We start from the raw sequence: 24,129 nt of genomic DNA on the forward strand, positions 1-24,129 counted from the left end.
TACCTAGTTTAAGCAGATCAGGCACCGCCCTCGGAATAAAAATAGCGACGCAACCAAAAAGATTAGTTGCGTCGCTAGCTATTTTAAGTTTAATTCCGCCAGGCAGCTGCGCGTTGCCCAGCTACCCAAGCAGCTACCTGTGTGCGCCGTTGCAACCCCATTTTTGCCAGCAAAGAAGTGATATGGTTCTTCACGGTTTTTTCAGCTACCCCCAGTTTTTCACCGATTTCTCGGTTGGAAAGCCCATCACCAATTAGGTTCAGCACTTTCCTTTCAGCAGGGGTTAAATCAGCAGTCGGATCACCGTGGTCAGCCCGCCGACGGGTCACTGTCCGTTCGTCTAAGAGAACTCGCCCATCAGCCACAGCTTTAATTACTTCAGTGATTTCCGCACCGTGTACAGATTTTAGAACGTAAGCTAAGGCTCCGACTTCCAGGGCTTCTGCTAAGGCTGCGTCATCATCAAATGAAGTCAGCACAATCGGTTTAATCGACGGGCAGGATTCTTTCAGATGTCGCATTACATCAATGCCAGTTCCGTCTGGAAGTTGTAAATCCACCAGCATCACGTCAGGAAATACCAGTTCTGCTCTGCGGACTGCGTCCAGCACGGTTCCGGCTTCAGCAACAACTTCTAAACCATCAGTGCGATCAACAATCTCAGCGATTCCTCTGCGGACAATCTCATGATCGTCAATGATCATAACCTTAGTTTGGGTTCGCTTAGTTTCAATATTCATTGCTTTCGCTTTCTTTTGGCTAGGGGCTGACAGCGTCCACAAAAATGGTGGGACCGTCCGCCGATAGTCTCTTTCTCAACGAGAGTACCGCATTTGTAGCAAGATTTCCCATTTCTTCCATAAACCTGCAGGTTGATCGCAAAATATCCTGGTTCACCTGAAACGTTTACGTAAAGGGCATCAAATGAGGTTCCACCAACTTTAACTGCGGCTTCCATAACTTGTTTCGCAGCTATTAAAAGCGATTCAGCTTGTTTTTGGGTTAGGCTGGCCCCCGGTTTACTGCCTCTAATTCCCGCTTGGAAAAGCGCTTCATCCGCATAGATGTTACCGATTCCAGAAACTAATTCTTGTTTCAACAAAAGCGTTTTAATTGCGGTTTGAGATTGGCGGATTTTTGTTGCTACAGCTTTCAAGTTAAATCCCGCATCTAACGGGTCTCTAGCAATATGTGTAGCCGATTCGGGGAGCGCCTTTCGGCTGGTTCCTTCTCCCGCAGGATAGCCGTCTAAACAGGGAGTTAAATCAACTACCTCTGTTTTTCCAAAGGTGCGTTGATCAATGTGTGAGTAACCTGTTCCGTCAGTAAAAGTTAAACGAATGTGCTCATGCTTGCGTTTTTCCAGGGGGACTTCATCCCAGGCGTGGACTTGCCCGGACATTCCTAGGTGGATTACCAGCGCCTGATCGTCATTTAATTCAAGCCACAGAAATTTCCCTCTTCTTACCGCTGCTTTAATTTCAGCGCCTTCTAAGAGAGTGGAAAACTGTTGGATTCCACCTGGCTGGGTGCGCAGCATCCGCTGATTCCAAACTTCTACTTTGGCAATCTGCTTTCCCACTACGCGACGGGCTAAACCAAGTCTGATAGTTTCAACCTCTGGTAGTTCAGGCATTTTCAGCTACCGGACTGTCTGCTGGCATGAATTCATCTACAGAGGTGCCTTGGGTGATATTGAAATATCCGGCGCGGGCGGCTTCTGATTTGGCACCTTTTTTCGAGGACGCCTGGCCCCGTCCCACTAACTCATTTCCCACGTGAACTGTGGCGATAAAGTAACGGGCATGATCGGGCCCGTAACCTTCCGCTTCATAAACGGGTTCACCAAGGTTAGCTTCTGCACAGTATTCTTGCAAAGTTGTCTTATAGTCAGAGGTTTTCCCTAACTCAACGGCAATGTCTAAGAAAGGACGTAAATGCCGCTCAACGATCCGTCGAGTAGTTTCTAAACCATGAGTTAGATAGGTTGCTCCAATCATCGCTTCAGTAACGTCACACAGGATTGAGTCTCTGTCGCGTCCGCCGGTTAGGTTCTCACCTTTTCCAAGCAAGATGAAGTCCCCTAGTTTAAGGTTTCGAGCTACCTGCGCTAGAGTTTTCTCTGAGACTATGGCTCCGCGCATACGCGACAGATTAGCTTCAGAAAGTTGCGGGTAAGAGTTAAAGAGATATTCAGTGACGATAATAGAAAGTACTGAATCCCCCAGGAATTCTAGGCGTTCATTTGTTTCCAAATTACCGACTTCAAAAGCAAATGAGCGATGTGTTAGTGCCAGGATAAGAAGCTCCGGGTCGAAACTTATCTGCCAAAGTCCGAAAAGATCTGCCAGGTTAGAGTTTACTGCTGGCGGGGGCGCTTCTTTTTTGAGTTTCTTTCTTCCCAAAGCTAGGCTCCGGATTCTTCGTTAAATAACGCATCTAAAGCCGACAAACGCGGATCTAAAAGAGTGTGACTATGGTCGTCCGGTAAATCTCTTAACGGTTCCCCGCAGTCCTCACATAGCCCGGGACAGTCTGCTTCACACAGGGGGGAGAACTCCATATCTGCGATGATGGCGTCTCTTAAAATTGGTTCCAGCTCAATCTGGTCGGCTTCTAGAACTGCCAGATCTGTAATTGCTTCTTCCCCTTCTGCTTTTTCTATCCGTTTAATAGCTTCGGGAGTGAAAAATAATTCGTCTAAAGCAAGATCGACGGTTTGTTCCACTTCATCTAAACAGCGTACGCAAGCAAATACGATGGGCACTTTTGTAGCTAGTCTCAGCAGCACCCCATCAGATAATGATTGGGCCTGCGCTGTAACGTGTAGTACCGTGCCTTTTTCCACTCGCATAACTGAAGTACCCAGGTCATCACCCACCAGTAAATCTAAGTCATAGTCGCGAAAATGATCTGGGCGAGTGGGTAAATCAACGAAAGATAGTTTTGCGCCGTTGAAGTCAGTAGTAGTCAAACCCTAGTCCTTTTTATCTAAACTTATTCGCCGCGGCGTTCCTGCCGGCGTTCAATCAAAGTATTCTGACCGTTCAATACCTGCTGGTAAATGCTATCAAGCTCGCGCAGCATATCATCTAAAGTATTTTCACAGTATGCGTCTGCTTTGTCTGTTAAATCAATCGCGTGATTACGAGCTACGGTGACGATTTCTTCCGCCCGCCGTTCAGCTTCTTGATACACGTGTTCTTGACTTACCAGGCGATCTGTTTCTGCGTGTGCCTGGGATAGCATTTCTTGTACTTGCTGCTGTGTTTCTTCCCGCAGCCGATTAGATTCTTCCTCAGCGCGGGTACGCAGTTCTTCAGCTTCTTTACGGGAGCGTTCTTTCAGCGCGGTTGCTTTCGCTTCCGCTTCGGTGATAATCGCCTCAGCGCGGGCAATTGCTTCTGCTTCCGTAGATTCTTTTTGTTCGTCAGCTTGGGCGATTAGTTCATCCATTTGGGACAGAACCCGATCGGCTTCTTTCATATCTTCGGGAAGTGAAAGCCTAATCTGCCCTAATAGATCAAGAAGTTCTACTTTATTTACGGTGACGTTTGAAGTGAACATAAAAGACTTAGCAGAACCGACCATATTTTCGATCTGATCCAAAATTGAAATCACCGTTGAAAATGAGTAGAAGTCACCTTCTTCCTCATAGGAGTCATCTTCGTAAACTGGCGCGTCGTATTCATCGTAAGCCATGAGCGTACCTTCTGCTTTAGATCTTAATTTGTTTCTAGTCTACGTTTTAATGCTGCAAATACTGTTTTTGACACCAGGTTTTCAACATTTCCCCCGTAGGAAACTAACTCTTTTACAATACTGGAAGAAATATGCCCCAATTGTGGGTTAGAGGGAAGAAAAACTGTTTCCACAGCAGCTAGGTCAGCATTAAGCACAGCCTGCGGATATTCGTACTCAAAATCTTGCCCGCTTCGCAAACCCTTAACGATAACTTTCACTTCATGGGCAGCACACCAAGCAGCCAAAAGACCCTCTACCGCAACCACTTCCACATTCGGAAACTGCTTTAAAGATTCTTTCGCTAAAGCGATTCTTTCTTCTAAAGTAAACCAATAGTTTTTTGCACTATTATGCGCTACACCCACGTAAACTTTAGTAAACATTTGACTGGCTCGTGCAATGACATCCGCGTGTCCGTTAGTGAGTGGGTCAAATGAGCCGGGCACAATTGCTTTAGTCATCTGTTTCTTCTTTCCGGTAGGTAACAAACCATACTCTGGTTTCTCCCCAGTCTCTATAGGATTCTAAAGTATAAGCCTTTGGCCAGTTCGGTTCAGCAGTCCGTTTAGACGCCTCTATAACTAAAAGTGCATTATCTTTTAGGTGGGAAGTTAAACCGGCTAAGAGAGTTTCTAAGTCAGCAGCGGGAAAATCATAGGGCGGGTCGATGAACACCAGCGTGTAGTTAGCGGCCCCCACAGAATTTGCAAACTTTACTGCGTCAGCGCGGATAGTCTGAAAAAGCTGCGTTTGTCCGATTGCTTCAAGATTTCTTTTTATGACGTTAATGGCATTTTGCCGGAACTCAACTAGCGTAGCTTTCGCCGCTCCACGCGAAACCGCTTCTATTCCCAAAGCGCCTGAGCCGGCAAAAAGATCTAATACTTCCGCGTCACGCAGCTCATCCCAGGTTTCTAACCTGGAAAATAGGGCTTCTCTTACTCTCTCAGAAGTGGGGCGTGTCCCGTTCGCAGGTACGTATAAACTGCGCCCTCGATATTTTCCAGCAACTATCCGTGTCATAGTTTCAAGATTACCGGGATTTTATATTTTTCGGGATACTAAACGCGATCCATCCACTGTGCAGCTTGCTTCGCTAACTCAACTCTTTGTGCCAGCAAAGGTCGGTTAGTTAAATGAGGGTCAGCTGCAATCACCCGCTGCGCGAGTTCCCGGGCCGCGGTAATGATTTTTCCATCGCGAAGTACCCGCAGTGCTTTTAACGAAGTAACATTCCCTGACTGATTTTGCCCTAAAACGTTTCCTTCTTTCCGGAGTTTCAAATCAATCTCTGCCAGGTCAAAACCACTATTGTGCTGTGCAAATGCTTCTAAACGTGCCAGCGAATCCGCAGTTATTTCCGCTGTATGCACCGCGATGCAGGTGGCAGCTTGCCCGCCTCTGCCCACCCGCCCACGAAGCTGATGGAGTTGGGAAAGTCCGAACTGCTGGGCATCTAAAATCACCATTAAGGAAGCCGCGCGAATATCCACACCCACTTCAATCACCGTGGTAGTTACCAAAAGGTTTAACTTCCCAGCATTAAAATCATCGATAAGTGTCTGTTTTTCCTCCGCTGGCAGTTTCCCATGCAAAATCCCAATTTCGATTCCTTGAAAAACCTCAAGCTGCTTCAGCTTTTCTGCAGTTTCCACCACTGAAGCCAACTGTGAATCTGCTTCATCTCCAATCCGGGGAGCAACCACAAAAACCCTTCCCCCCGCGTTGATTTCTTCCCGCGAGCGCACCCAAACCCGCTCCATCCAACTGCTGTTTGCTTCATTTACAAGGAAAGTTTTTACCGGGATACGTCCGGTGGGGAGCTCACGAATTTCGGTTATATCGAGGTCGCCAAAAACTGTCATAGCGATTGTCCGCGGAATTGGGGTGGCGGTCATGGTCAATAGGTGTGGTACCTTTGTTTGGTTTTCGCGGAGTTTTTCCCTTTGGGCGACTCCGAAACGATGCTGTTCGTCAATTACCACTAGGGCTAGTCGGCTTAATTCCACGCTGTCTTGGAGCAGCGCGTGGGTGCCTACTAAAAGAGTTGGTTGACCGCTGGCAGCAATTTGGTTGATTCGCTTACGGTTTTTTGTGTTTGAGCTACCTGTCAGTAGTTCTACGGGGACGGGGAGAAGATTAGTTAAAGTTTCAAAGTGTTGGGCGGCAAGTACTTCGGTGGGAGCCAGCAGTGCAGCTTGGAATCCTGCATTTACTACTGTTGCCATTAAGATTCCCGCGACGATTGTTTTTCCAGCTCCCACATCGGCTTGTAAGAGCCTTTGCATTGGGGTTTCTTTTTCCATCTCACTGAGGATTGTGTCAATCGCAGTTTGCTGCCCGCCGGTAAGGGGGAAGCCGAAGTTTTCAATGATTTCTGCGTGGATTGCGGCTGCTGTTTTGGGAATGGGATGGGCTCGTTTTTCTGTATTCTGTTGTCGGTCCAGGGCAAAAGCAACCTGGAGTTCAAAGGCTTCTACCCATTTAAGGGTTTGTTTTGCGGCGCTTATTTCTGCGTCTGTCTCAGGGCGGTGGATTTGCTGGATGGCTTTTAACAGTGGTTGTAGTTGGTATTCTTTTTGTTCTGCTGCGGTAAAAGGGTCAAGTATATCTTCGGGGTGAAGCTGGTCTACTACAATGCCAACTGCTTTTGCAGTTAGCCAGGTGGGACACTTTGGGTTAGCTGGGTAAACTGCAATGGGGCGGGTTAAGACTCGGTTTATCTCATTGGGTTCAACTTCTTCAAAGCTGGGATGGGTTAGTTGTAGTTGCCCTTTGTAGTGGCTGATAGTTCCAGCGAAAAGATGTTGTGTACCGGGTTTTAACAGCCTCTGATGGACGCTTAGTTTAGCTGGGTGGGTGGCAAAAAAGGTGGCGTTTAGAGTGTAGAAACCGTCCGTTAGTTCTACTGTTAAACGCACTCCCCCATTACGATTTGCGTGTATTTGCGCATTTTTTACCGAGGCGAGGATAGTTGCTTCTTCCCCCGGAAATAAACTATGAAGTGGGGTTAGTTTCCCCCAGTGCAAGTATTTGCGAGGATAGAAGTGGATGAGATCAGCTGCAGTTTCTAACCCTAAGGTGGCAAGTTTTTTCGCGGTTGCTGTGCCAACTAGGCGTTCTAAAGGGGTTGCTAAAAAGTCTTTTGGGGGCATCTGTATTAACCGTTAATCAAAACAATATGCGGATCCGCAGATTCCACTATTTCTACTATTTCTTGCGCTTCATACCAGATTTGAGTTTGGCGCATCACCTGTTCATAGAGTTCTCGGTGCGTGTCATCGACAAAGAAAATGATGCGGTTTAAACCGAAACCACTTAACCGATCGATTTGTTCTTTTAACACCTCAGGATCTGTTTCTTTAATAACCGCGCAACGACGTAATCCTGTTGAAGCTGAAGATCGTAAAAGCTGGCGGGTAATTTCTTTAGTTTTGTCCCCCATTTGAGGCATGAAAATCGGTGCGCAAAGGGACGCGCACACACTGGTAATCGCGTCAGAATAAGGATAGTTCCCAAAAATGATGTCGATTTCTTCACCGGCTAAGTTCTCTGCCCGTTTAGCTACTGTAGCGGCGGCTTCATCGGCAACTAGGATTAGTCCCACCTGTCCGGGGGCTTCTGCTAAAAGAGAGGCGATCAGTGGAGCGTCCTCGGGAATCGGATTAAAAACTGTCCAGGCACCTGTGGCAGCAACTTCTTCAATGAACTGCCAGTGGCGCACTAAAGCAACTACTCGCACCGTGTCGGGACGCTGCCAGGTGGGGCGGGATAAGTAAAGGACTCCGGAAGTTTCTTCTTGAATGGCCAGCTCATCGTGACCAATCAGTTCTCCATAGCGTGCGTCTTTAATCAGCACATGACGTACCCAACCGAATCTGGGGAGGACTTCACGCGGATAAGTCGTGTCAATGTGGAACCGCCACGACCCCATTCCTAAAAGATCTACACTGCCTTGCTGCGAGTAGCGGACTTTCAACTGGTCTAGCTGCCGGCAGAACTCCTGGTAATCTTCGCTTAGACAGTCCAGGTGGAAATCTACTGAGAACTCATTGCCATGGCGTGGTGGATTGGGTTTATTTTGTCCGGTAAGTGCATCTGCGGTGATATTTTTCAACATTTCCCGAACTGCGTCAGAGGGAAGGGAGTTGCCTTCATAGAGGGAATGCAGTGTAGACATGAAAATGGTGAAAAAGGCCGCTCCCGCGTTACACCAGCCTTCAGTTTTTTCGATAATGACTTCTTGAGCGCAAAGGGAAGCTTCGCCAACCATCAGGGCCGGGTGGCGGATAGGGTCGATTTCTAGTTGTCCCACGATCGACATTTTCGTGGCCATATCCAATAAAATCGGCTCTGGAGTGGGAAAACACTCTTCCACGGTAGAGGGCAGATTTCTTAAGAATCTTCTGATTTCTATGGGGCGCAGGCGGGCTCCGGAACAGTTGTTCTCTAGGGCGGCAAATAAGCTGGCAATAAATACCCCAATGTGCCCCAGGCCGAATGTACGAGCGTAAGTGGTGCAAGCGGTTAGAACCAGCTGCGCGGAAGTTAGTTCTGTTTCACGTTCCAAAAGACGCTGTTTAATGATTTTGAAAAGCTGGGCAGCGTTGGATCCAGTATCGAAATCTGCTCCTTCTAAGGAGTTTAGATCGTCAAGTAAGGGAGCTAACTGTTCTAGGTTCGCACTTACTTGCGAGATGAACTGAAGTAGCTCTGTGGCACTGAGGCTTTCCAAACGTTTTCCTGCAAACATACCCCTAGTTTCTCATAAAATGTGTCTGACCTGACAGTTAGATTAGAGTGGGCAAGTTGGATTATGGGAAGAACTAATATATTCTGGATTAGTTGTCTGATTTTCTAGTGAAATACCTATCAATCAGACTCGCTGGGCTTTGGTGTTGAACTTTTTCGCGCTAAACTGGCGTAGGTAATGTTTTAATCGAGATTCGGAGATAAAACCGTGGCTTCTAAGTGCGACGTCTGTGGCAAGGGACCCGGCTTCGGCAAGAGCGTTTCGCACTCCCACGTGCGAACCAACCGCCGTTGGAACCCAAATATTCAGCGTATTCGTGCAATCGTAAATGGCGCACCAAAGCGTCTGAACGTATGCACCACCTGCATCAAGAGTGAGCGTGTAGAACGCAACATCTGATCGCAAACAGCTTTTAAGAACCACTACTTCGGTAGTGGTTCTTTTTTATTTAAATACCTTTGTTCAGCTTATTTTTCGGACGATTCTAAGCACAATAAAAACTCTTTACGCGCTAACCCTCCGGCGTAACCCTTTAGATCACCATTTGCGCCCACTACTCGATGACAGGGCAGAAAAATCGTAAGCCGGTTGCGTCCCACCGCATTTCCCACTGCTTGCGCGGAGACTTTCCTTCCCCCGTTTTGCGCCGCCAATTCTTTAGCCAGCTGCCCGTAAGTAACCGTTTTTCCAAAGGGGATTCGTTGCAACAGTTGCCAAACCGATAGTTGAAAATCAGTTCCCACTAATTTCATTGGTGGAAGCTGCGTTAAAGGATGATTCATAAAATAGGCATCTAACCAAGCTACCGCGGTAGAAAAAATTTCCAGTTCTTGCTTTGTTGCACTCTCACTTAAACCAGCGCCGAAATGAGTAGCTCCCTCAAACCAAGCTCCCGTTAAAGCAACCCCATCAGCCGCTAAAAGCATAGTTCCGATCGGAGAATGATACGTAAACTTATACAACATACCAGCCCTCACTACTTTCGCTTAGCAGTCGGTAAACCTTTACAGTAGATGATCCCACCCCGTAGGCAGAATCTCTTTATCATCTAACCAAACTCCCACTGAATCAGCAGATACTGTACCGATTGGAATGAATCCTGTGGGAAGCTCAGTCTGTTTTGGAAAACAACCTAGCAGCGCATGATCCTCTCCCCCTGTTAAAACTAACTCTAAGGGAGGTTTCCCTACTTTTGCAGCTACTTCCCTTAGCTGTGAAATAAAAGGATTAAGAGCGTCCTCGGAAAGTGTTAAACGGACTTGGGAAGCCTTAGCTAAACGCCGCAAATCGGTGGAAAGACCATCAGAAATATCCATCAATGCGTTGGCTCCAGCCCCAGCTGCCAACGGCCCTAACTCCAGCGGAGGTTGCGGAACCTTATAAATGGAAATAAAACGCTCCCAGCGTGACGCTGTTTCTTTAGCGGAACAAAGTAAAAAACCGGCATACGAGTGTCCTAATGTACCAGCCACCGCAATAACATCTCCCGGCTGCGCCCCGCTGCGCACTACGGAACCGGGCAGCTTCCCCGTCACAGCTTCACCGCAAACAGTTACTGACATTACCAGTTGGTTTCCCTTAGAAATATCCCCGCCAACCACTCCCGCAGAAGTAGCTTTCACACAGGAAGAAAATCCTTCCACCAGGTCACACAGCCACTCAGGATCTAAATGAGGTGGGATTACCAAAGAAACTACCACGGCGGTGGCGCGGCCTCCTTGAGCCATAATATCGGCCAGATTCTGCGCGGCAGCGCGAGCCCCAATCTCAAAAGGAGAAGACCAGTCTAAACGAAAATGTACATTTTCAACTAATACGTCAGTTGAAATCAAAAAGGAACCTGTTGGGCTAGCTACTTCTGCGCAGTCATCACCTGACCACACTAAAGTCCGTTCCCCAACTGGTAAAAGTTCACGCATTCGCGCAATCAGCTGGTCTTCGCCCATCAGGTTCCTCTCTTAAAGATTTTGGAAACGCCGTGCTTTTGCAGAAGCAAAAAGACAAACTGCCGCAGCAGCAGAAACATTAAGCGACTCAGCGTGCCCACCTAAAGGAATCGAAACAAACTCTTCAATCTCACTGGTGTCAAGCTGCGCAAAACCGTGCGCTTCATTTCCGAAAATCCACGCAGTCGGTTCAGCTAAATCTACTTCCCCGATACAATCAGCTGCGTCAAAGAGATCTAATGAACCATTTCCATCGGCTGCTAAAAGCTGCATTCCTCTGGATTTAGCCCACTCAAGAACTTCCGGTAAACCCACATTAACAATACTGGGAAGGTGGAATACTGATCCGGCAGAAGCCCGCACTACCTTCGGTGAAGTTACATCAACCGAACCAGAGCAGATGAACACGGCATCTGCACCGGCGGCATCAGCGATTCGGATCATTGTTCCGGCGTTACCGGGATCTTGTGTCTGTGCCAGCACAACAATAAATGACCAGTTAATCTTAGGCAGCCCATCGGTGCGGAAATCTTTAACCACTGCGGCAATCCCTTGGGAATCAGTTGAGATTGCTTTACTAACTTCATCAGTTACCAGGTGAACCCATTTAGTAGCTGCTTTTGCTTCGCGCACCATTTCGGGGTCGCGTTCCCAATAGGTTTGGGAAATGTAGACGTCCAGCAGATCTTTACCACAAAAGCGCAATGCTTCACGGACTGCTTGGGGGCCTTCTACCAGTACTCTTCCACTACGCCGACGTGCAGAACGCCCGACCAAAGCAGCAACTTCACGGATTCGATCCGAGTTAGGGTTGCTTAAAATGGCCGGGCGGTGCTGACGCGGCTGTTTTTCAGCCGTCATCTTAGCTTCAGTTCTTTGGTGCGTTTACGTCTGCTGGAAGTGCCTTGCGTGCAGTTTCAACCAAAGCGGTGAAAGCTGCTGGGTCGGATACTGCCAGTTCAGAAAGCATACGACGGTCAACTTCAATGCCAGCAAGAGCCAAGCCCTGCATGAAGCGGTTGTAGGTCATACCGTTTTCGCGTGCTGCAGCGTTTACACGCTGAATCCACAGTTTGCGCATTTCGCGCTTGCGGGTACGGCGGTCACGGTAGGAGTAAACCATTGAGTGAGTGACCTGTTCCTTTGCCTTACGGTATAGGCGGGAACGCTGACCACGGTAACCGGATGCGCGTTCTAATACAACGCGACGCTTCTTCTGGGCGTTAACCGCCCGCTTAACACGTGCCATTTTCTAAATCTCCTCTATAGTCCCCTGGATCACAGACCCAGCAGGCGACGAACGTTCTTCTGGTCAGCTGGGGCAACCACCTGGTCGCGGGAAAGGCGACGGGTACGTACGGAAGACTTAGCTTCCAACAGGTGACGCTTATTTGCGGTTTCACGCATCAGCTTGCCACTTCCGGTTACGCGGAAACGCTTCTTAGCACCAGAGTGCGTCTTGTTCTTAGGCATTGTTTATCCTCTATTCAATCTTCAATCAGAAATCTCAAGCCAATTCAGCTTCGTCAGCTTTACTGCGGCTTTCTTTTGCTGATCTTTCGGCCTTACGGTCGCGTTTTGCAGCCCGTTCAGCTTCACGACGTTTGCGCTGTTCATTCTTAGCATCTGACTTCTTACGGGTTGGTGCTAATACCATCACCATGTTGCGGCCATCTTGACGTGGCTGAGACTCAACTGTAGCCTGTTCTGCCACATCGTCAGCTAAACGCTGTAGTAGGCGGATCCCCATCTCAGGGCGAGACTGTTCGCGTCCGCGGAACATGATCATAACTTTTACTTTGTCGCCACCGCTTAGGAAACGTTCTACGTGACCTTTCTTAGTAGCGTAGTCGTGATCATCGATCTTCAGTCGGAAGCGAATTTCCTTCAGGACCGTGTTCGCTTGGTTACGGCGTGCATCACGGGCCTTTTGGGCGGCTTCATACTTGAACTTTCCGTAGTCCATCAGTTTAGCTACTGGTGGACGAGCATCTGGAGCCACTTCTACCAGATCCAGACCGGCTTCTTCAGCAAGACGCAATGCATCTTCTACACGCACTACACCTACCTGCTCCCCTTCTGGTCCGACTAAGCGTACTTCTGGGACGCGGATGCGTTCATTTACCCGAGGCTCGTTGATGAGTTGCTCCTAACTCTCGTAAGACGTTAGACACGAAGAAGACCTTCGCATCTAAAGCATGCGAAGGCCCACAAAACACAGTAATCTTAATGAACTTTAAGATTCTTATGAACCCGATTCCGGTTTAGCATTTGCCCCTTATAAGGTCCTCTTAAAAAGAGTTGGAATCACAGGTGGGATTTCTCCGCTTGCTATTTGTGGAACTCTAGGTGAGTTCCACTGGTCGGACGTGAAGCCCGAACATTCGTATTTAAATATACCAGTTTTACTGAAAAATACGCCAGTTACTTCCCCGCCCGAGACGTGAAATCAACCACAGTGGCCGTCGGTTTGTACCATCAGGGGAATAAACTCGATCCTCTCCCCTGCAGTTTGCAAACGCTCCACCTTTGAAAGCTCCTGATGGAACCTTCCCACCTCTGCTTTCATTTCATACCCGCTTATTCCACTGGGCACAAAAAATTCGATGAGAATCTTTAAGGTTGGTTCGGTATCAGCCAGCACCGAAATTAAGGGGGGCGTAACTGGGTTTATTTCAGCAGCTTTAGCCTGCAGTTCTTGATGTAGTTCGGTGTCTCGCCAAGCGGGCAGCCAACTATCCCCATGGGCTAAGGCTTGCACCGCTGGGCGCGGTAGTCTATAACCTGAGTCTGCCACTAACTTACCATCTAAAAGTACTGGGTTAATTAAAAGACGCCCACCGGTTTCTGCCATTGCTAAAAGAGCTTGCTGCCTTCCACTGACGGGGATCGGCCGAGCCTGCCTATTAAACCGTTGCATAGCTTCAGTATCAGTAAAAGCTACCGTGACTATTCCCGTCGCGGTCTCTACCTGAGCGGTTTTACCGTGGCAGTCTTCTGCTTCTGCAACTATCGCTGGAGCAAGGAGTCTTTCAGTTTCCAAAGCAACTACAAGTTTTTCTAATCTTTGGATCGGATCGGTTTCAAAAAGAGCTGCCGTTGTTAAGGGCATTGCTTGCCCACGGTCAGTTTTATCTACTTTTCGTTCTAAACGAGCCTGTAAGGAGGCAAAGTTATGCTCAGCCATAGAATTCACTTCTTAGTTTTCGGGTTTTTTGCGGCTTTCACAGAATCACTGTAATCTTGCGGGGCAGTTCTACCCAGTAGTAGATCCTCAACTTTAAGTTCTACTCCGGCCAGTAACAGTCCCGCAGAAACAATCTCTTCCGGTTTCCCCTTTAGATAGCGGCGTGCCCTGACGGAACCACTGACTTCTCCGTCTTCTTCCGATAGGTTGGAAACCACAGCGATTACCCCAAGTGGGCTCAGTTGGGAAAGTACTCGCGCAAAGGCATCACATTCTTCTGGCATGGGGCGTTCATCGCCTAAAAGCTGCTCTACACTACTGTTATCTTCAGCTTCTAATTCGCACCAGATAGCCACTTGTCCGTCAAGTTGCACAACCCAGCGTTCAATCCCATAGATTTCTAGAATATGAGCGATCTGCGTGGCATCGATAAAAGGAGCAAGCACACATCCAACTGTTTGCGTGCCGTTTTCCAGATGTAGGCTTTCATCTTCGGGAATATCTAAGGGGTCTATTGCTTCTAAAGCGTCGTTTAGGTCTTTATATTCTCCAAGTAAAGCGTCTGCGTCTGTCGTCTCTGGCAGTTGTTCTGGAGACATACCAGAAATTATTTTCTGGAACTCCTCGTCAATATTGCTCACTGGGGGACCTTTCGGAACTCTTTATGCCACTACTTATATTAAACACTACTTCCGGGTAGGAAAATACTTCGACCATGCTTCATCGCCTGGTTCTTCTGTAAATTCTAAAAGAAGCGCAACGGTTTTTCCGTTGCGCTTCTTTTAGCTCAGTTTTATTATGCTTCGTTTACTTCGGCAAGTTTCTTACCTAAGAACTTATCCATAATCAGTGCGATTGCTCCGTCACCAGTTACGTTGGTGGCAGTTCCGAAGGAATCTAAAGCAATGTAGGTGGCGAACATTAAGCCGATTTGGCTTTCGTCGAATCCAAGCATGCTGCCAAGCAGACCTGCTGCTGCTGCGATTGCGCCACCGGGAACCCCTGGAGCTGCAATCATCATGATTCCCAGCAAGAAGATGAAGGGAGCGTAGCTAGCTAGGGACATATCCCCTCCACTGAGGAAGATTACGGCCAAAGAGAAACCTACGATTTTGATGGTGGAGCCAGAAAGGTGAATGGTTGCACATAGTGGAATGGTGAATGAGGCAACTGGCTTTGATACCCCATTTGCTTCGGTGCATTTCAAGGTGACTGGAATAGTTGCGGCGGAAGAAGAAGTGCCGAGGGCGGTCAGATACGCCTCTTTCATATTCCAAAGCGCTTTTAGTGGGTTGCGTCCCGTGATCGCACCTGCGAGGGCGTACTGAATTAGCAGGTAGAGGATGGTTAGCGAGAAAGTCAGTACAACTACAGCCATAAAGGTGGAAAGAACTCGTCCTACCTGGCCGCTCATGGTCAGTTGTAGGAAGATTCCGAAGATGTGGATTGGTAGTAGTGGGATGAGGATTCTTTCAACCATCGCAACAATGATTACTCTGAATTCAGCGAAACCTCGACGAACTACATCACCTTGCACCAGGGACAGTCCCAGGCCGGTAATGAAAGCTAAGATAAGTGCGGTCATTACTCCCATTAGTGGGGTGATGACAATTTCAATTCCTTCACCGCTGGCACTGTTTGAAACAACAAAGTAGGGGGTGAGTCCTTCTACCGTACTTCCGGTGAGTTCTTTCCCCTGTCCTGGGTCAAGGAAAGCGGGGAGTACCAGTTGGCTTGCTCCCCAGGTGAGGAATCCGGCGATTAACGCCGATGTGTATGCGATACCTGCTGTTAAGGCAATCCAGCGTCCGGAACCGGAGCCAAGTTCAGCAATAGCTGGAGTTACCAGCCCAATAATAATCAGTGGAATAACAAACCCTAAGAAACTACCGAAGATTGAATTGAATGTGAAGAATAGGCGGGCTATTTCTACGGGCATAAATTGGCCAAAGGCAACAGCCAGGATGATGGCTAGAAGCACCCAGGCAAAAAGCGGAATTTTTTTCAGATTCACGATTATTTCCTTTTATCTTTACGCGGCAAGCTCCGGACGAGCTTGTCACACTCGCGTATCTTTACATATTATTTACTTTTTCATTCCCTCCTCCCAACCTGTCCACTATTTAGACACACTTATACCATTTTCCCTTAGTAGCTGAGAAAAGTTTCAGCATTTTAAGTTTCCCCTAACGAATCGCCGAAAGCCACAAAGTTGATTTACCCAGCTAAAACATCGAGAATTACATCTATGAATCCCTTCTCGCTGACTGACTACTATCACCGTGACATCAACCCCAACTACCGCTGGCTAACCGTAGGGGTTATTTTCCTAATTATCCAAGGATACCTACTCTTTAATGACACTCCACCTACAAAGCCAGCCGCTTGGGTACTCACCCTTAACCAGTATTTAACTCCCCTACCCGGAGTAACCTCCCCAGCGGAAACAGGATTTGATTTAATCTTCCATTTCACAGGTTTCGCGCTCATCACCATGGCACTCCTTCTGTCACACCTGCGCCCTGGATTCGTCTTACTCACCCTGGGCACTTACGCTTGGGTAACAGAAATCATTCAAGATCGCCTGCTGTACTATCGCACCGGCAGCTACCTGGACGCCCTCGCCGACCTAGCGGGGATTCTCTTTAGCTTCATCATCTTCTATTTCTTCTATCACCGTAAACTCTAAGGCAAAACATGCAAACAGAAAATCTACCTACCATAACCGTAACTGGCACGATTCGCCTGGGACAGCTTCTAAAACTCGCCAACTTAGTCGAGGACGGCGCTGAAGCCCGCAGCGCCATTCAAGGGGGCTGGGTACAAGTTGATGGCGTAGTACAAACCCAACGCGGAAAACAGCTCCAAGACGGGCAAATTATTTCAGTTGATTTCGGCGACCATCTTGAATCAGTCCGTTTAGAGGTACTCCCCCAATAGTCTTAGCAGATAAAGCTAACGCTTCTTCCTTAAGCTCGATGTAGGGCCGCTGGCCCTAAAAGTGCTTTCACATCAGCATGAAGCGCCGTAGAAATAGCTACTGCATGTTTAGTTCCTAAATCCAAAACTGTAGTATTCATACCGGGACGAGTCACACGCAAATACGCCGGAGAATCTCCCGGATGCTGAGTGAGAATCTGCGCTAAGGCTTCCATAGTTTCTTCCGTGCACTTATGCCACGGAAGTTCTAAAACAAAAGGAACTGTCCCATCTTCACCCAAATCTAAAATCGTCATAGACTGGCCAGTTAAAGAAATCTCATCATCCCGATTTTGCACGCGAGCTTCAACTTGCACTACCAAATCCGTAGCCAAGGCATGCGAAATAGAAGCATAGTTACGCGGGAAGAAAAGTATCTCAATTGAAGAAGACAAATCCTCCAAAGTAGCGATCGCCCAAAGCTCACCTTTTCGAGTGGTCTTAATCTGTACGTTAGTTATTAAACCAGCTACTTTCACCATCTGCCGGTCACGTTGCGTCTCTGCCTCCGCAGTTTTAATCTGCGCGATCTGCTCATCTTGATAACGCTCTAATGCTTTTTGGATCCCCGAAAGTGGATGGTCAGAAACATAAAGACCCAGCATATCTCGCTCATGAGCAAGTTTTTCAGACTTCGGCCAGTCAGGCATCTTAGGTACGTCCACAGTCATCATCTGCACTTCAGCAGAATCAAACATTGCACCAAATAAATCAAACTGTCCCGCTGCTTCATTACGCTTTAACTTAACCGCAGCTTCAACAGCTTCTTCATGTACCGCCACCAAAGCACGCCGACATGACTCCACTGAGTCAAAAGCACCCGATTTAATCAAAGATTCAATAGTGCGCTTATTACATACCTGTGCCGGCACCTTATCTAAGAAAGACGCAAATGACTCATAGTTGCCCTTTTCTTTACGAGCAGCCATGATACCTTCCACAACATTAACCCCCACGTTGCGAATTGCAGCTAACCCAAACCGAATATCATCACCAACTGCGGTGAAGTTCGCATCCGATACATTCACATCCGGTGGGAGCACAGTAATTCCCATGCGACGACATTCAGCCAGATAAAGCCCCAGCTTATCCTTATTGTCTTTTTGGGAAGTTAAAAGTGCAGCCATGTATTCAACCGGATAGTTCGCTTTCAGCCAAGCTGTCATATAAGAAACTAGCCCGTAAGCAGCAGAGTGGGATTTATTGAACGCATAGTTAGAAAACGGCACAAGAATATCCCAAAGAGTTTTCACACAGTCTTCCGAGTATCCCCGTTCAATCATGCCGGCGCGGAAAGGAACGTATTCTTTATCCAGAATCTCCTTCTTTTTCTTCCCCATTGCGCGGCGCAGCAAGTCTGCTTGTCCCAGCGAGTAACCCGCAACTTTTTGGGCGATTGCCATAACCTGTTCCTGATAAACAATCAGCCCGTAGGTTGTCCCTAAAATATCCCTCAAAGGCTCTTCCAGCTCAGCGTGAATCGGCTCGATTTCTGCACGCCCATTCTTTCGATCCGCATACTTATTATGCGAATCAGCGCCCATCGGACCAGGACGATAAAGCGCCCCCACAGCAGAAATGTCTTCGAAGTTATCCGGCGCCATCCGTTTAAGAAGTTTTTGCATTCCGGCACTATCAAGCTGGAAAATCCCCAGCGTTTCACCAGTTCCCAACAGTTCGAAAGTTTTACGGTCAGTGAGTTCAACATGATCAATATCGGGACGAACCTTACCGTTTCGCTCGATATTATCCAAAGCATCAGAGATTACGGTTAAGTTACGTAACCCCAAAAAGTCCATCTTCAACAAACCCAACGATTCACAGGTGGGATAGTCAAACTGGGTGATAATCGCCCCGTCCTGCGGACGCTGCATAAGTGGAATCACCTGTTGTAAAGGAACCGAAGACATAATCACCGCACAGGCGTGCACACCCCACTGGCGGGTAATATCTTCCAACCCCTTAGCCATTTTTACAACCGGATGAGTATCCGGGTTTTCCTCGTAAAAACGCCTAAACTCTGCGGCTTCCTCGTAACGTTTATCTTCTTTATTGAAAATACCGGCAATAGAAATATCTTTACCCATCACCGTAGGTGGCAGCGCTTTAGTGAGTTGCTCCCCCAAAGAAAAAGGCCGTCCCATGACCCGACAAGAGTCTTTCAACGCCTGTTTAGTTTTAATCTTTCCGTACGTAACCACCTGGGCAACACGATCGTCACCATATTTTTTAGTTACATATTCGATCACTTCACCACGCCGACGTTCGTCAAAATCAACGTCAAAGTCCGGCATAGAAACACGTTCCGGATTTAAGAAACGTTCAAAAAGCAGCCCGTGATCTAAAGGATTTAGATCAGTAATCTGCATAGCATAGGCCACCATAGAACCAGCCCCAGAACCACGTCCTGGCCCTACTCTAATCCCCTGTTCTTTAGCCCAGCGAATAAAATCAGAAACCACCAGGAAGTAGCCGGGGAATTTCATCTGGTTAATGATTCCCACTTCATAATCAGCTTGCTTCCGCACCGCATCAGGAATCCCTTGAGGGAACCGAAGGTGCAACCCGCGTTCTACTTCTTTGATGAACCAAGAGGTTTCATCTTCGCCCTCGGGAACAGGGAAACGCGGCATATAGGAAACGCCCTCGGTAAACTCAACATTGCACCGCTCCGCTATTAAAAGCGTATTATCACAAGCCTGCGGCAAATCCTGCCAATCTCGGCGCATTGATTCCGAAGAACGAATGTAATACCCGGTACCATCGAACTTAAAGCGATCCGGAGTATCTAAAGTAACACCCGAGTTAATACACAGCAACGCATCTTGCACTCCCGCATCTTCAGCAGTCACATAGTGCGCGTCGTTCGTAACCACCGTGGGAATTTGCAAATGATCGGAAAGTCTAATCAAATCCGTCCGAACCCGATTCTCAATCTCAATCCCATGATCCATGAACTCGACAAAGAGATTTTCTTTCCCAAAAATATCCTGCAAACGCCCCGTTGCCGCAACCGCTTCATCCCACTGGCCTAAACGCAAACGAGTCTGCACCTCTGATGAGGGACAGCCGGTGAACGCAATCAACCCTTTAGAGTACTGCTCTAAAAGCTCCATATCTATCCGCGGCCACTTCCCCCACTGCCCTTCTAAAGAAGCCATCGACCCTAACCGAAATAGGTTATGCATTCCCTCGGTAGTTTCCGCGATTAAAGTTAAGTGAGTGTAGGCACCGCGCGCAGAAACATCATCTGTAGACTGCCATTCTTCACCCCAGCGCACGCGAGTGCGATCAAAACGAGAAGTCCCCGGGGTCACGTATGCTTCTAACCCAATAATTGGTTTCACGCCCTGCTGGCGCGCTTTAGAATAAAACTCGTAGGCTCCGAATAAGTACCCGTGGTCAGTAATCGCAATTGCCGGTTGCCCTAAACGAGCTGCTTCTTTCACCATCGGACCGATTTTTGATGCCCCATCGAGCATCGAATATTCCGTGTGATTATGTAAGTGAACGAAAGAGTCAGAAACAGCCATAGAATTAGTTTACCCGTTTTTAGAAAGGGTGCTAACTAGGGTTACTGCCATTGGCGAAATTTAGTTAAGACACGCAGTAAATCATCGGTATAGGGAGCTTTCACCACGGTGTGTTCATTGGTCCGCGGGTGGGTGAACTGTAGTTCTACTGCATGTAACCACTGCCGTTTTAGCTCTAACTGGTCAGCCTGTTTCGGGTCTGCTCCGTAGAATGTGTCACCGATACACGGGTGTCCAATGGTAGAAAAATGCACCCGGATTTGGTGGGTGCGTCCAGTTTCTAAAGTAACTTCCACCAAAGCCGCCCCGGGTAGAACTTCCAAAGTCTGATAGTGGGTAATTGCCGGACGCCCTCCGGCCACTACCGCCATTCGCCATTCTTTTGAAGGGTGTCGGGCAATCGGTGCATCAATAGTGCCCTTTGCAGGATCGGGGTGTCCAGAAACTAAAGCATGATATATTTTGTGAACTTTTCGTTCTTTAAAAGCGTGCTTTAGTTTTGTGTAAGCCAGTTCTGATTTTGCCACTGCCATTGCCCCGGAAGTGCCCACATCAAGGCGATGGACAATCCCTTTACGTTCCGGAGGGCCGGAAGTTGAAATACGAAAACCGGCTGCTTCTAGGTTTGCAAGCACAGTTGGACCATCCCAACCAGGCCCGCCGTGTGCTGCTACTCCAACGGGTTTATTTACAACTACTAAGTCTTCATCTTCATAGATGATTTCCATGCCAACTACCGGCGCGGGGCTTAGTGTGGGCGGAGCTAAGTCAACCTCTATCATTTCCCCTAAATTTAGCCGGTGGCTTTTGGAAACTGCGGTACCATTCACCCGGACTTTTTCATCTTCAAGTAGTTTACTTACGGCACTGCGTGATAGCCCAAGCATTCTTGAAAGTGCACTGTCGATCCGCTCGGTGGCTAAACCATCCGGGACGGGTAGATAACGAATCTCACCCATCTATTTCTCCAGCTGCAGTGGTTTTAGTTTCTAAAGAAGCGGACTCTTTCTCTTCTGTTGCGGTGGCAGCGTGGTTGGTGAGGGTGAGTAAAACGATGAGGGCGCCCGCGCAAACTATCCAGATATCGGCAACGTTGCCAATGAAAAAGTCAGCATAGTTAAGAAAGTCAATCACGTGGCCAGTACCAAATCCTGGTTCACGAATTAATCGGTCTATTAGGTTTCCACCGGCACCGCCAAGCAGCAGTCCTAAAGCTACTGCCCAGGGAAGTGATTGAACTTTGTACGCATAGTAGAATAAGAAAAGTATTACCAGGACTGCCAAGATAGTGATAATCCAGGTGGCATTAACTAAGGAAGAGAAAGCGGCTCCTGGGTTGTAGTGGAGCTGTAAAGTGATGATATCTCCGATAAGTGGTTTTTTAGTTCCGGTGGAGAGATTTTTTATTGCCCATTCTTTAGTTAAATAGTCGCTTACTATCCCTAAAATTCCGACGAAAAGAAATACTAGATAGGGCGTTTTAGAACGGCTTTGTACCATTTATTTTTCCCTTTTTACTTTACCTATGCGAATTGAAAAGCGGCGATTCCTTTTAGGTTTCGCCGCTTTTCTATAAAGTTCTGCGTCTAGCTGAGCAGTTCAGAGGCTTACAGTTCTCCCAGTAGGTGCTGGAGGTGTTCGCGCATCCGGTTACGGTAGTCAGCTTCGAAGCTCTTAAGTTCGTTGATCTTACCTTCAAGCAAGTTACGATCGGATTCAAGCTGGGAGAGAATATCATTACGCTTATCTTCTGCTTCTCGCACAATGATGTCGGACTGTGCGTGTGCCTGAGCGATAATCTTTTCGCTCTGTTCGCGTCCTTCACGTACATAGTCGTCGTGTACGCGCTGTGCAAGTGCCAACATAGAAGAAGCATCTTCATGTACCTGCACTGCAGGAGCTGCGGATACTTCTTCCGCAACTGGCGCTACTTCTTCTACTACTGGAGCGGCTGGAGCCACTTCTTCTGCTACTGGAGCGGCAACTACTTCAACTGGTGCGCCTGCTTCAAGTTCTTTGATGCGCAGTCGAGCTGCTTCAAGTTCTTCTTTTAGTTCAGTATTTTCGAGCTGTAAGACGTAGATAGTTTCTGTAATTTCATCAAGGAACTCGTCTACTTGACTCTGTTCGTAGCCATCGCGAAACCTCACAGTGTCGAAAGTCTTCTTGATAATTTCGTCCGTGGTCAGCAGTGCCATTTTCTCACCTCATGAATCATTATTTTATTTATTCGGCTAGTAAGTCGATTTCTAAAATCTGAAACTGCCGACCTTTTCTGTAGTCTGATGACTACACCAAAATAGATACTTACAGAGTACCTGTATTTACTTCACTTTTACATACTTATCAGAAAAATGGCAATTTTTCTCACGATTATTACCAGTATGAAAAGCACAATAAACCCCATATCAATAGAAATTTCCCCAAAGCGTAAGGGTGGCAAAAACTTGCGTAAATATTCTAATGGAGGATTGGATAGTTTATAGACCAGATTAGCTAAAACCGCGATTACTGCGGGAATTTCTAACTGTGGGGCAAGGATACTTAACCAGTCCAGGATCATTCTTGCGATCAGAATAAAAACGGCTAGCTGCGCTAAGATGAGTATCCCGTGTCCTAAGAAATTTATTGCAGATGTCATAGACTTAGTTCCTTCGCTTAGAAGAAACTTGGCCGTTGGTTAGTTGCTGGTTTTCCCTGTACTTTTACTGAAGCTGGGGAAAGTAAAAGTACCTTTGGGGTGATGATTTCGATCTGTCCGCGTAATCCGTGGACCAGACCGCAGCAAAAATCTAAGGTGCGACCTGCGTCTACTGTGTCAGTTAGGTTGACGATCACCGGGTACCCATCTCTGAAGGCTTCTCCGATTAATTCGGCCTCTCCGTAGCTTTCAGGACGAATAGTGACAATCCGTGAAATGTCTACGTTATTTTCTTCTACCTGTCGGCGAGAAAAAGAAGATGCGAAAGCAGATGGTTGCGCGTAGGTTTCTTCTTCTTCATAGATTTCTTCATCAGCGTAATCGTAGTTATCCTCTTCAGGATGTTCCACGCCAATCCAGCCGATCTTTTCTTTCATCCGGTCAAAGCTGCCCAAGGTCTTCCCCTTAATCTCTTTCATTTACTGAACTAACTTAAAAGTAGTTTATTTGTGATAATTTTCCTGGTTGTCACTTCGGCGTGTCAATAATATATGTTTTGTTTCTGCTGCGGTGTTTGTTTATGGTGTGGTTTCTGGCGTGGGGAAATAGGCCCAACCGATTTGTCTGCCGCAGGCGGGTTCTTTACGATACGAGTTCAAGTCTTCACTTTCAAAAGTGCAGGCCTGATCGTGATAGATGTTTTCAATTCCCATTTCTTTGAGCTGTTCAACAACTATTGCTCTTAGTCGGATTGATTTCGTTCCCCAACTGGTGCGTGCTCCCCCATTTGGGAATTGGTCTACATACTTTTGGTAGATTTCTTCACCGACTTCATAGCAGTTTTCGCAGATACAGGGGCCTACTGCACTGTAGAGATTTTTTGGGTTGCTTCCGGCGGCGACTAGTTTAGTTATTGTGTGAGCGAGGATTTCTTTTTCGATCCCGGCTCTGCCAGCGTGTACGGCGGCAACTAATTTTAAAGTGGGGTCGATAATGATTACCGGCACGCAGTCAGCTATTTGCACGGCAGCTACAGTACCTGCAGGGACGATTACGGCATCTGCTTTAACGGTATTTTCGTTACTTTCCAGATTTTCACTCAGTTCCGTTGCTTTAATGGTGGCCACTTCCGCTGAGTGAGTCTGTTCCATCCAGATTATTGGGGCTTTGAGTTTTACTGCGAGTTTTTTGCGAAATTCGGTTACTCTGGCAGCTTCATCCGGGGTATTTAACCCATAGTTTGGGTAGATTTGCGAGGCCGTTTTGTTAGATGCACTGACGGTGGGGGCGCATCTAGTAAATCCTACTAGGGCGCCACCCACCGTCAGAATATTATCCATCGTGAG

28 protein-coding genes are annotated in these 24,129 nt (G+C 47.6%); 3 read left to right on the forward strand and 25 right to left on the reverse strand.

What is annotated here, in order from left to right:
- Nucleotides 1-89: 89 nt before the first annotated feature.
- From NXS08_RS03280 to NXS08_RS03320, 9 genes are read right to left on the reverse strand one after another with little or no spacing between them, the layout of a single operon-like run.
- Nucleotides 90-704, reverse strand: coding sequence for a response regulator transcription factor (locus tag NXS08_RS03280; protein ID WP_259137364.1), 615 nt, complete (start codon nucleotides 702-704; stop codon nucleotides 90-92).
- A gap of 32 nt (nucleotides 705-736) precedes the next feature.
- Nucleotides 737-1,636 (reverse strand): bifunctional DNA-formamidopyrimidine glycosylase/DNA-(apurinic or apyrimidinic site) lyase, encoded by a 900-nt coding sequence (gene mutM, locus NXS08_RS03285; protein WP_259137203.1) that lies wholly within the window; start codon nucleotides 1,634-1,636, stop codon nucleotides 737-739.
- Entirely contained in the window at nucleotides 1,629-2,405 is a 777-nt protein-coding gene (gene rnc, locus NXS08_RS03290; RefSeq protein ID WP_259137205.1) for a ribonuclease III, read from the reverse strand. Before rnc ends, mutM begins: the two co-directional genes overlap by 8 nt.
- A gap of 2 nt (nucleotides 2,406-2,407) precedes the next feature.
- Nucleotides 2,408-2,974: a DUF177 domain-containing protein gene (locus NXS08_RS03295; RefSeq protein ID WP_259137207.1), complete on the reverse strand. Its 567-nt coding sequence runs from the start codon at nucleotides 2,972-2,974 to the stop codon at nucleotides 2,408-2,410.
- 23 nt (nucleotides 2,975-2,997) lie between these two features.
- Complete coding sequence (locus NXS08_RS03300; protein ID WP_259137209.1) at nucleotides 2,998-3,702, reverse strand: hypothetical protein; 705 nt, start codon at nucleotides 3,700-3,702, stop codon at nucleotides 2,998-3,000.
- A 23-nt stretch (nucleotides 3,703-3,725) separates the two neighbouring features.
- Complete coding sequence (gene coaD / locus NXS08_RS03305) at nucleotides 3,726-4,205, reverse strand: pantetheine-phosphate adenylyltransferase (protein WP_259137211.1); 480 nt, start codon at nucleotides 4,203-4,205, stop codon at nucleotides 3,726-3,728.
- The gene (rsmD, locus tag NXS08_RS03310) at nucleotides 4,198-4,767 is read right to left on the reverse strand and encodes a 16S rRNA (guanine(966)-N(2))-methyltransferase RsmD (protein WP_259137213.1); all 570 of its coding nucleotides are present in this window, start codon (nucleotides 4,765-4,767) and stop codon (nucleotides 4,198-4,200) included. The genes coaD and rsmD overlap by 8 nt, the downstream gene beginning before the upstream one ends.
- Nucleotides 4,768-4,805: 38 nt before the next feature.
- The gene (locus NXS08_RS03315) at nucleotides 4,806-6,899 is read right to left on the reverse strand and encodes an ATP-dependent DNA helicase RecG (RefSeq protein ID WP_259137216.1); all 2,094 of its coding nucleotides are present in this window, start codon (nucleotides 6,897-6,899) and stop codon (nucleotides 4,806-4,808) included.
- 5 nt (nucleotides 6,900-6,904) lie between these two features.
- Nucleotides 6,905-8,497 carry a hypothetical protein gene (locus NXS08_RS03320; protein WP_259137218.1) on the reverse strand — a complete coding sequence of 531 codons (1,593 nt, stop codon included), beginning with the start codon at nucleotides 8,495-8,497 and terminating at the stop codon, nucleotides 6,905-6,907.
- Between the two features lie 207 nt (nucleotides 8,498-8,704).
- Between NXS08_RS03320 and rpmB the strand changes: the two genes are divergently transcribed.
- The gene (gene rpmB / locus NXS08_RS03325; protein WP_259137220.1) at nucleotides 8,705-8,896 is read left to right on the forward strand and encodes a 50S ribosomal protein L28; all 192 of its coding nucleotides are present in this window, start codon (nucleotides 8,705-8,707) and stop codon (nucleotides 8,894-8,896) included.
- 68 nt (nucleotides 8,897-8,964) lie between these two features.
- Here the strand turns inward: rpmB and NXS08_RS03330 are convergent, their stop codons facing one another.
- The 9 genes from NXS08_RS03330 to NXS08_RS03370 all read right to left on the reverse strand — a co-directional run bounded on the left by NXS08_RS03330 (nucleotide 8,965) and on the right by NXS08_RS03370 (nucleotide 15,644).
- On the reverse strand, nucleotides 8,965-9,462 hold the full coding sequence (locus NXS08_RS03330) for a methylated-DNA--[protein]-cysteine S-methyltransferase (RefSeq protein WP_259137222.1): 498 nt from the start codon (nucleotides 9,460-9,462) through the stop codon (nucleotides 8,965-8,967).
- A gap of 39 nt (nucleotides 9,463-9,501) precedes the next feature.
- The gene (gene thiL, locus NXS08_RS03335) at nucleotides 9,502-10,443 is read right to left on the reverse strand and encodes a thiamine-phosphate kinase (RefSeq protein ID WP_259137224.1); all 942 of its coding nucleotides are present in this window, start codon (nucleotides 10,441-10,443) and stop codon (nucleotides 9,502-9,504) included.
- 12 nt (nucleotides 10,444-10,455) lie between these two features.
- Complete coding sequence (locus NXS08_RS03340) at nucleotides 10,456-11,304, reverse strand: RNA methyltransferase (RefSeq protein WP_259137226.1); 849 nt, start codon at nucleotides 11,302-11,304, stop codon at nucleotides 10,456-10,458.
- A gap of 7 nt (nucleotides 11,305-11,311) precedes the next feature.
- Nucleotides 11,312-11,692: a 50S ribosomal protein L20 gene (gene rplT / locus NXS08_RS03345; protein WP_259137228.1), complete on the reverse strand. Its 381-nt coding sequence runs from the start codon at nucleotides 11,690-11,692 to the stop codon at nucleotides 11,312-11,314.
- Between the two features lie 29 nt (nucleotides 11,693-11,721).
- Entirely contained in the window at nucleotides 11,722-11,916 is a 195-nt protein-coding gene (rpmI, locus tag NXS08_RS03350; RefSeq protein WP_259137230.1) for a 50S ribosomal protein L35, read from the reverse strand.
- A 34-nt stretch (nucleotides 11,917-11,950) separates the two neighbouring features.
- Nucleotides 11,951-12,583 carry a translation initiation factor IF-3 gene (gene infC / locus NXS08_RS03355; protein WP_259137366.1) on the reverse strand — a complete coding sequence of 211 codons (633 nt, stop codon included), beginning with the start codon at nucleotides 12,581-12,583 and terminating at the stop codon, nucleotides 11,951-11,953.
- A gap of 309 nt (nucleotides 12,584-12,892) precedes the next feature.
- Complete coding sequence (locus NXS08_RS03360; protein ID WP_259137232.1) at nucleotides 12,893-13,630, reverse strand: SseB family protein; 738 nt, start codon at nucleotides 13,628-13,630, stop codon at nucleotides 12,893-12,895.
- A 5-nt stretch (nucleotides 13,631-13,635) separates the two neighbouring features.
- Nucleotides 13,636-14,271 carry a hypothetical protein gene (locus NXS08_RS03365; RefSeq protein WP_259137234.1) on the reverse strand — a complete coding sequence of 212 codons (636 nt, stop codon included), beginning with the start codon at nucleotides 14,269-14,271 and terminating at the stop codon, nucleotides 13,636-13,638.
- 155 nt (nucleotides 14,272-14,426) lie between these two features.
- Nucleotides 14,427-15,644: a dicarboxylate/amino acid:cation symporter gene (locus tag NXS08_RS03370; RefSeq protein WP_259137236.1), complete on the reverse strand. Its 1,218-nt coding sequence runs from the start codon at nucleotides 15,642-15,644 to the stop codon at nucleotides 14,427-14,429.
- A gap of 234 nt (nucleotides 15,645-15,878) precedes the next feature.
- On the opposite strand from NXS08_RS03370, the gene NXS08_RS03375 reads away from it, so the two are divergent.
- The gene (locus tag NXS08_RS03375; RefSeq protein ID WP_259137238.1) at nucleotides 15,879-16,319 is read left to right on the forward strand and encodes a hypothetical protein; all 441 of its coding nucleotides are present in this window, start codon (nucleotides 15,879-15,881) and stop codon (nucleotides 16,317-16,319) included.
- A gap of 8 nt (nucleotides 16,320-16,327) precedes the next feature.
- Nucleotides 16,328-16,570, forward strand: a complete 243-nt coding sequence (locus NXS08_RS03380; RefSeq protein WP_259137240.1) for an RNA-binding S4 domain-containing protein — start codon at nucleotides 16,328-16,330, stop codon at nucleotides 16,568-16,570.
- Nucleotides 16,571-16,599: 29 nt separating this feature from the next.
- On the opposite strand, the gene dnaE is transcribed toward NXS08_RS03380, so the two are convergent.
- The 7 genes from dnaE to NXS08_RS03415 form a co-directional block, all read right to left on the reverse strand.
- Nucleotides 16,600-20,142 carry a DNA polymerase III subunit alpha gene (dnaE, locus tag NXS08_RS03385; protein WP_259137242.1) on the reverse strand — a complete coding sequence of 1,181 codons (3,543 nt, stop codon included), beginning with the start codon at nucleotides 20,140-20,142 and terminating at the stop codon, nucleotides 16,600-16,602.
- A 41-nt stretch (nucleotides 20,143-20,183) separates the two neighbouring features.
- Complete coding sequence (locus tag NXS08_RS03390; protein WP_259137245.1) at nucleotides 20,184-21,101, reverse strand: RluA family pseudouridine synthase; 918 nt, start codon at nucleotides 21,099-21,101, stop codon at nucleotides 20,184-20,186.
- Nucleotides 21,094-21,642, reverse strand: a complete 549-nt coding sequence (lspA, locus tag NXS08_RS03395; protein ID WP_259137247.1) for a signal peptidase II — start codon at nucleotides 21,640-21,642, stop codon at nucleotides 21,094-21,096. The genes NXS08_RS03390 and lspA overlap by 8 nt, the downstream gene beginning before the upstream one ends.
- A 107-nt stretch (nucleotides 21,643-21,749) precedes the next feature.
- Nucleotides 21,750-22,340, reverse strand: coding sequence for a DivIVA domain-containing protein (locus NXS08_RS03400; protein WP_259137249.1), 591 nt, complete (start codon nucleotides 22,338-22,340; stop codon nucleotides 21,750-21,752).
- 137 nt (nucleotides 22,341-22,477) lie between these two features.
- Nucleotides 22,478-22,783, reverse strand: a complete 306-nt coding sequence (locus NXS08_RS03405) for a YggT family protein (RefSeq protein WP_259137251.1) — start codon at nucleotides 22,781-22,783, stop codon at nucleotides 22,478-22,480.
- 17 nt (nucleotides 22,784-22,800) lie between these two features.
- On the reverse strand, nucleotides 22,801-23,262 hold the full coding sequence (locus NXS08_RS03410) for a cell division protein SepF (RefSeq protein ID WP_259137253.1): 462 nt from the start codon (nucleotides 23,260-23,262) through the stop codon (nucleotides 22,801-22,803).
- A 99-nt stretch (nucleotides 23,263-23,361) separates the two neighbouring features.
- Nucleotides 23,362-24,123: a polyphenol oxidase family protein gene (locus NXS08_RS03415; RefSeq protein WP_259137255.1), complete on the reverse strand. Its 762-nt coding sequence runs from the start codon at nucleotides 24,121-24,123 to the stop codon at nucleotides 23,362-23,364.
- Between the last annotated feature and the right edge of the window lie 6 nt (nucleotides 24,124-24,129).

The organism is Gleimia sp. 6138-11-ORH1, from assembly GCF_024814355.1.
In the GTDB taxonomy this organism is placed as follows: Bacteria; Actinomycetota; Actinomycetes; order Actinomycetales; family Actinomycetaceae; genus Gleimia.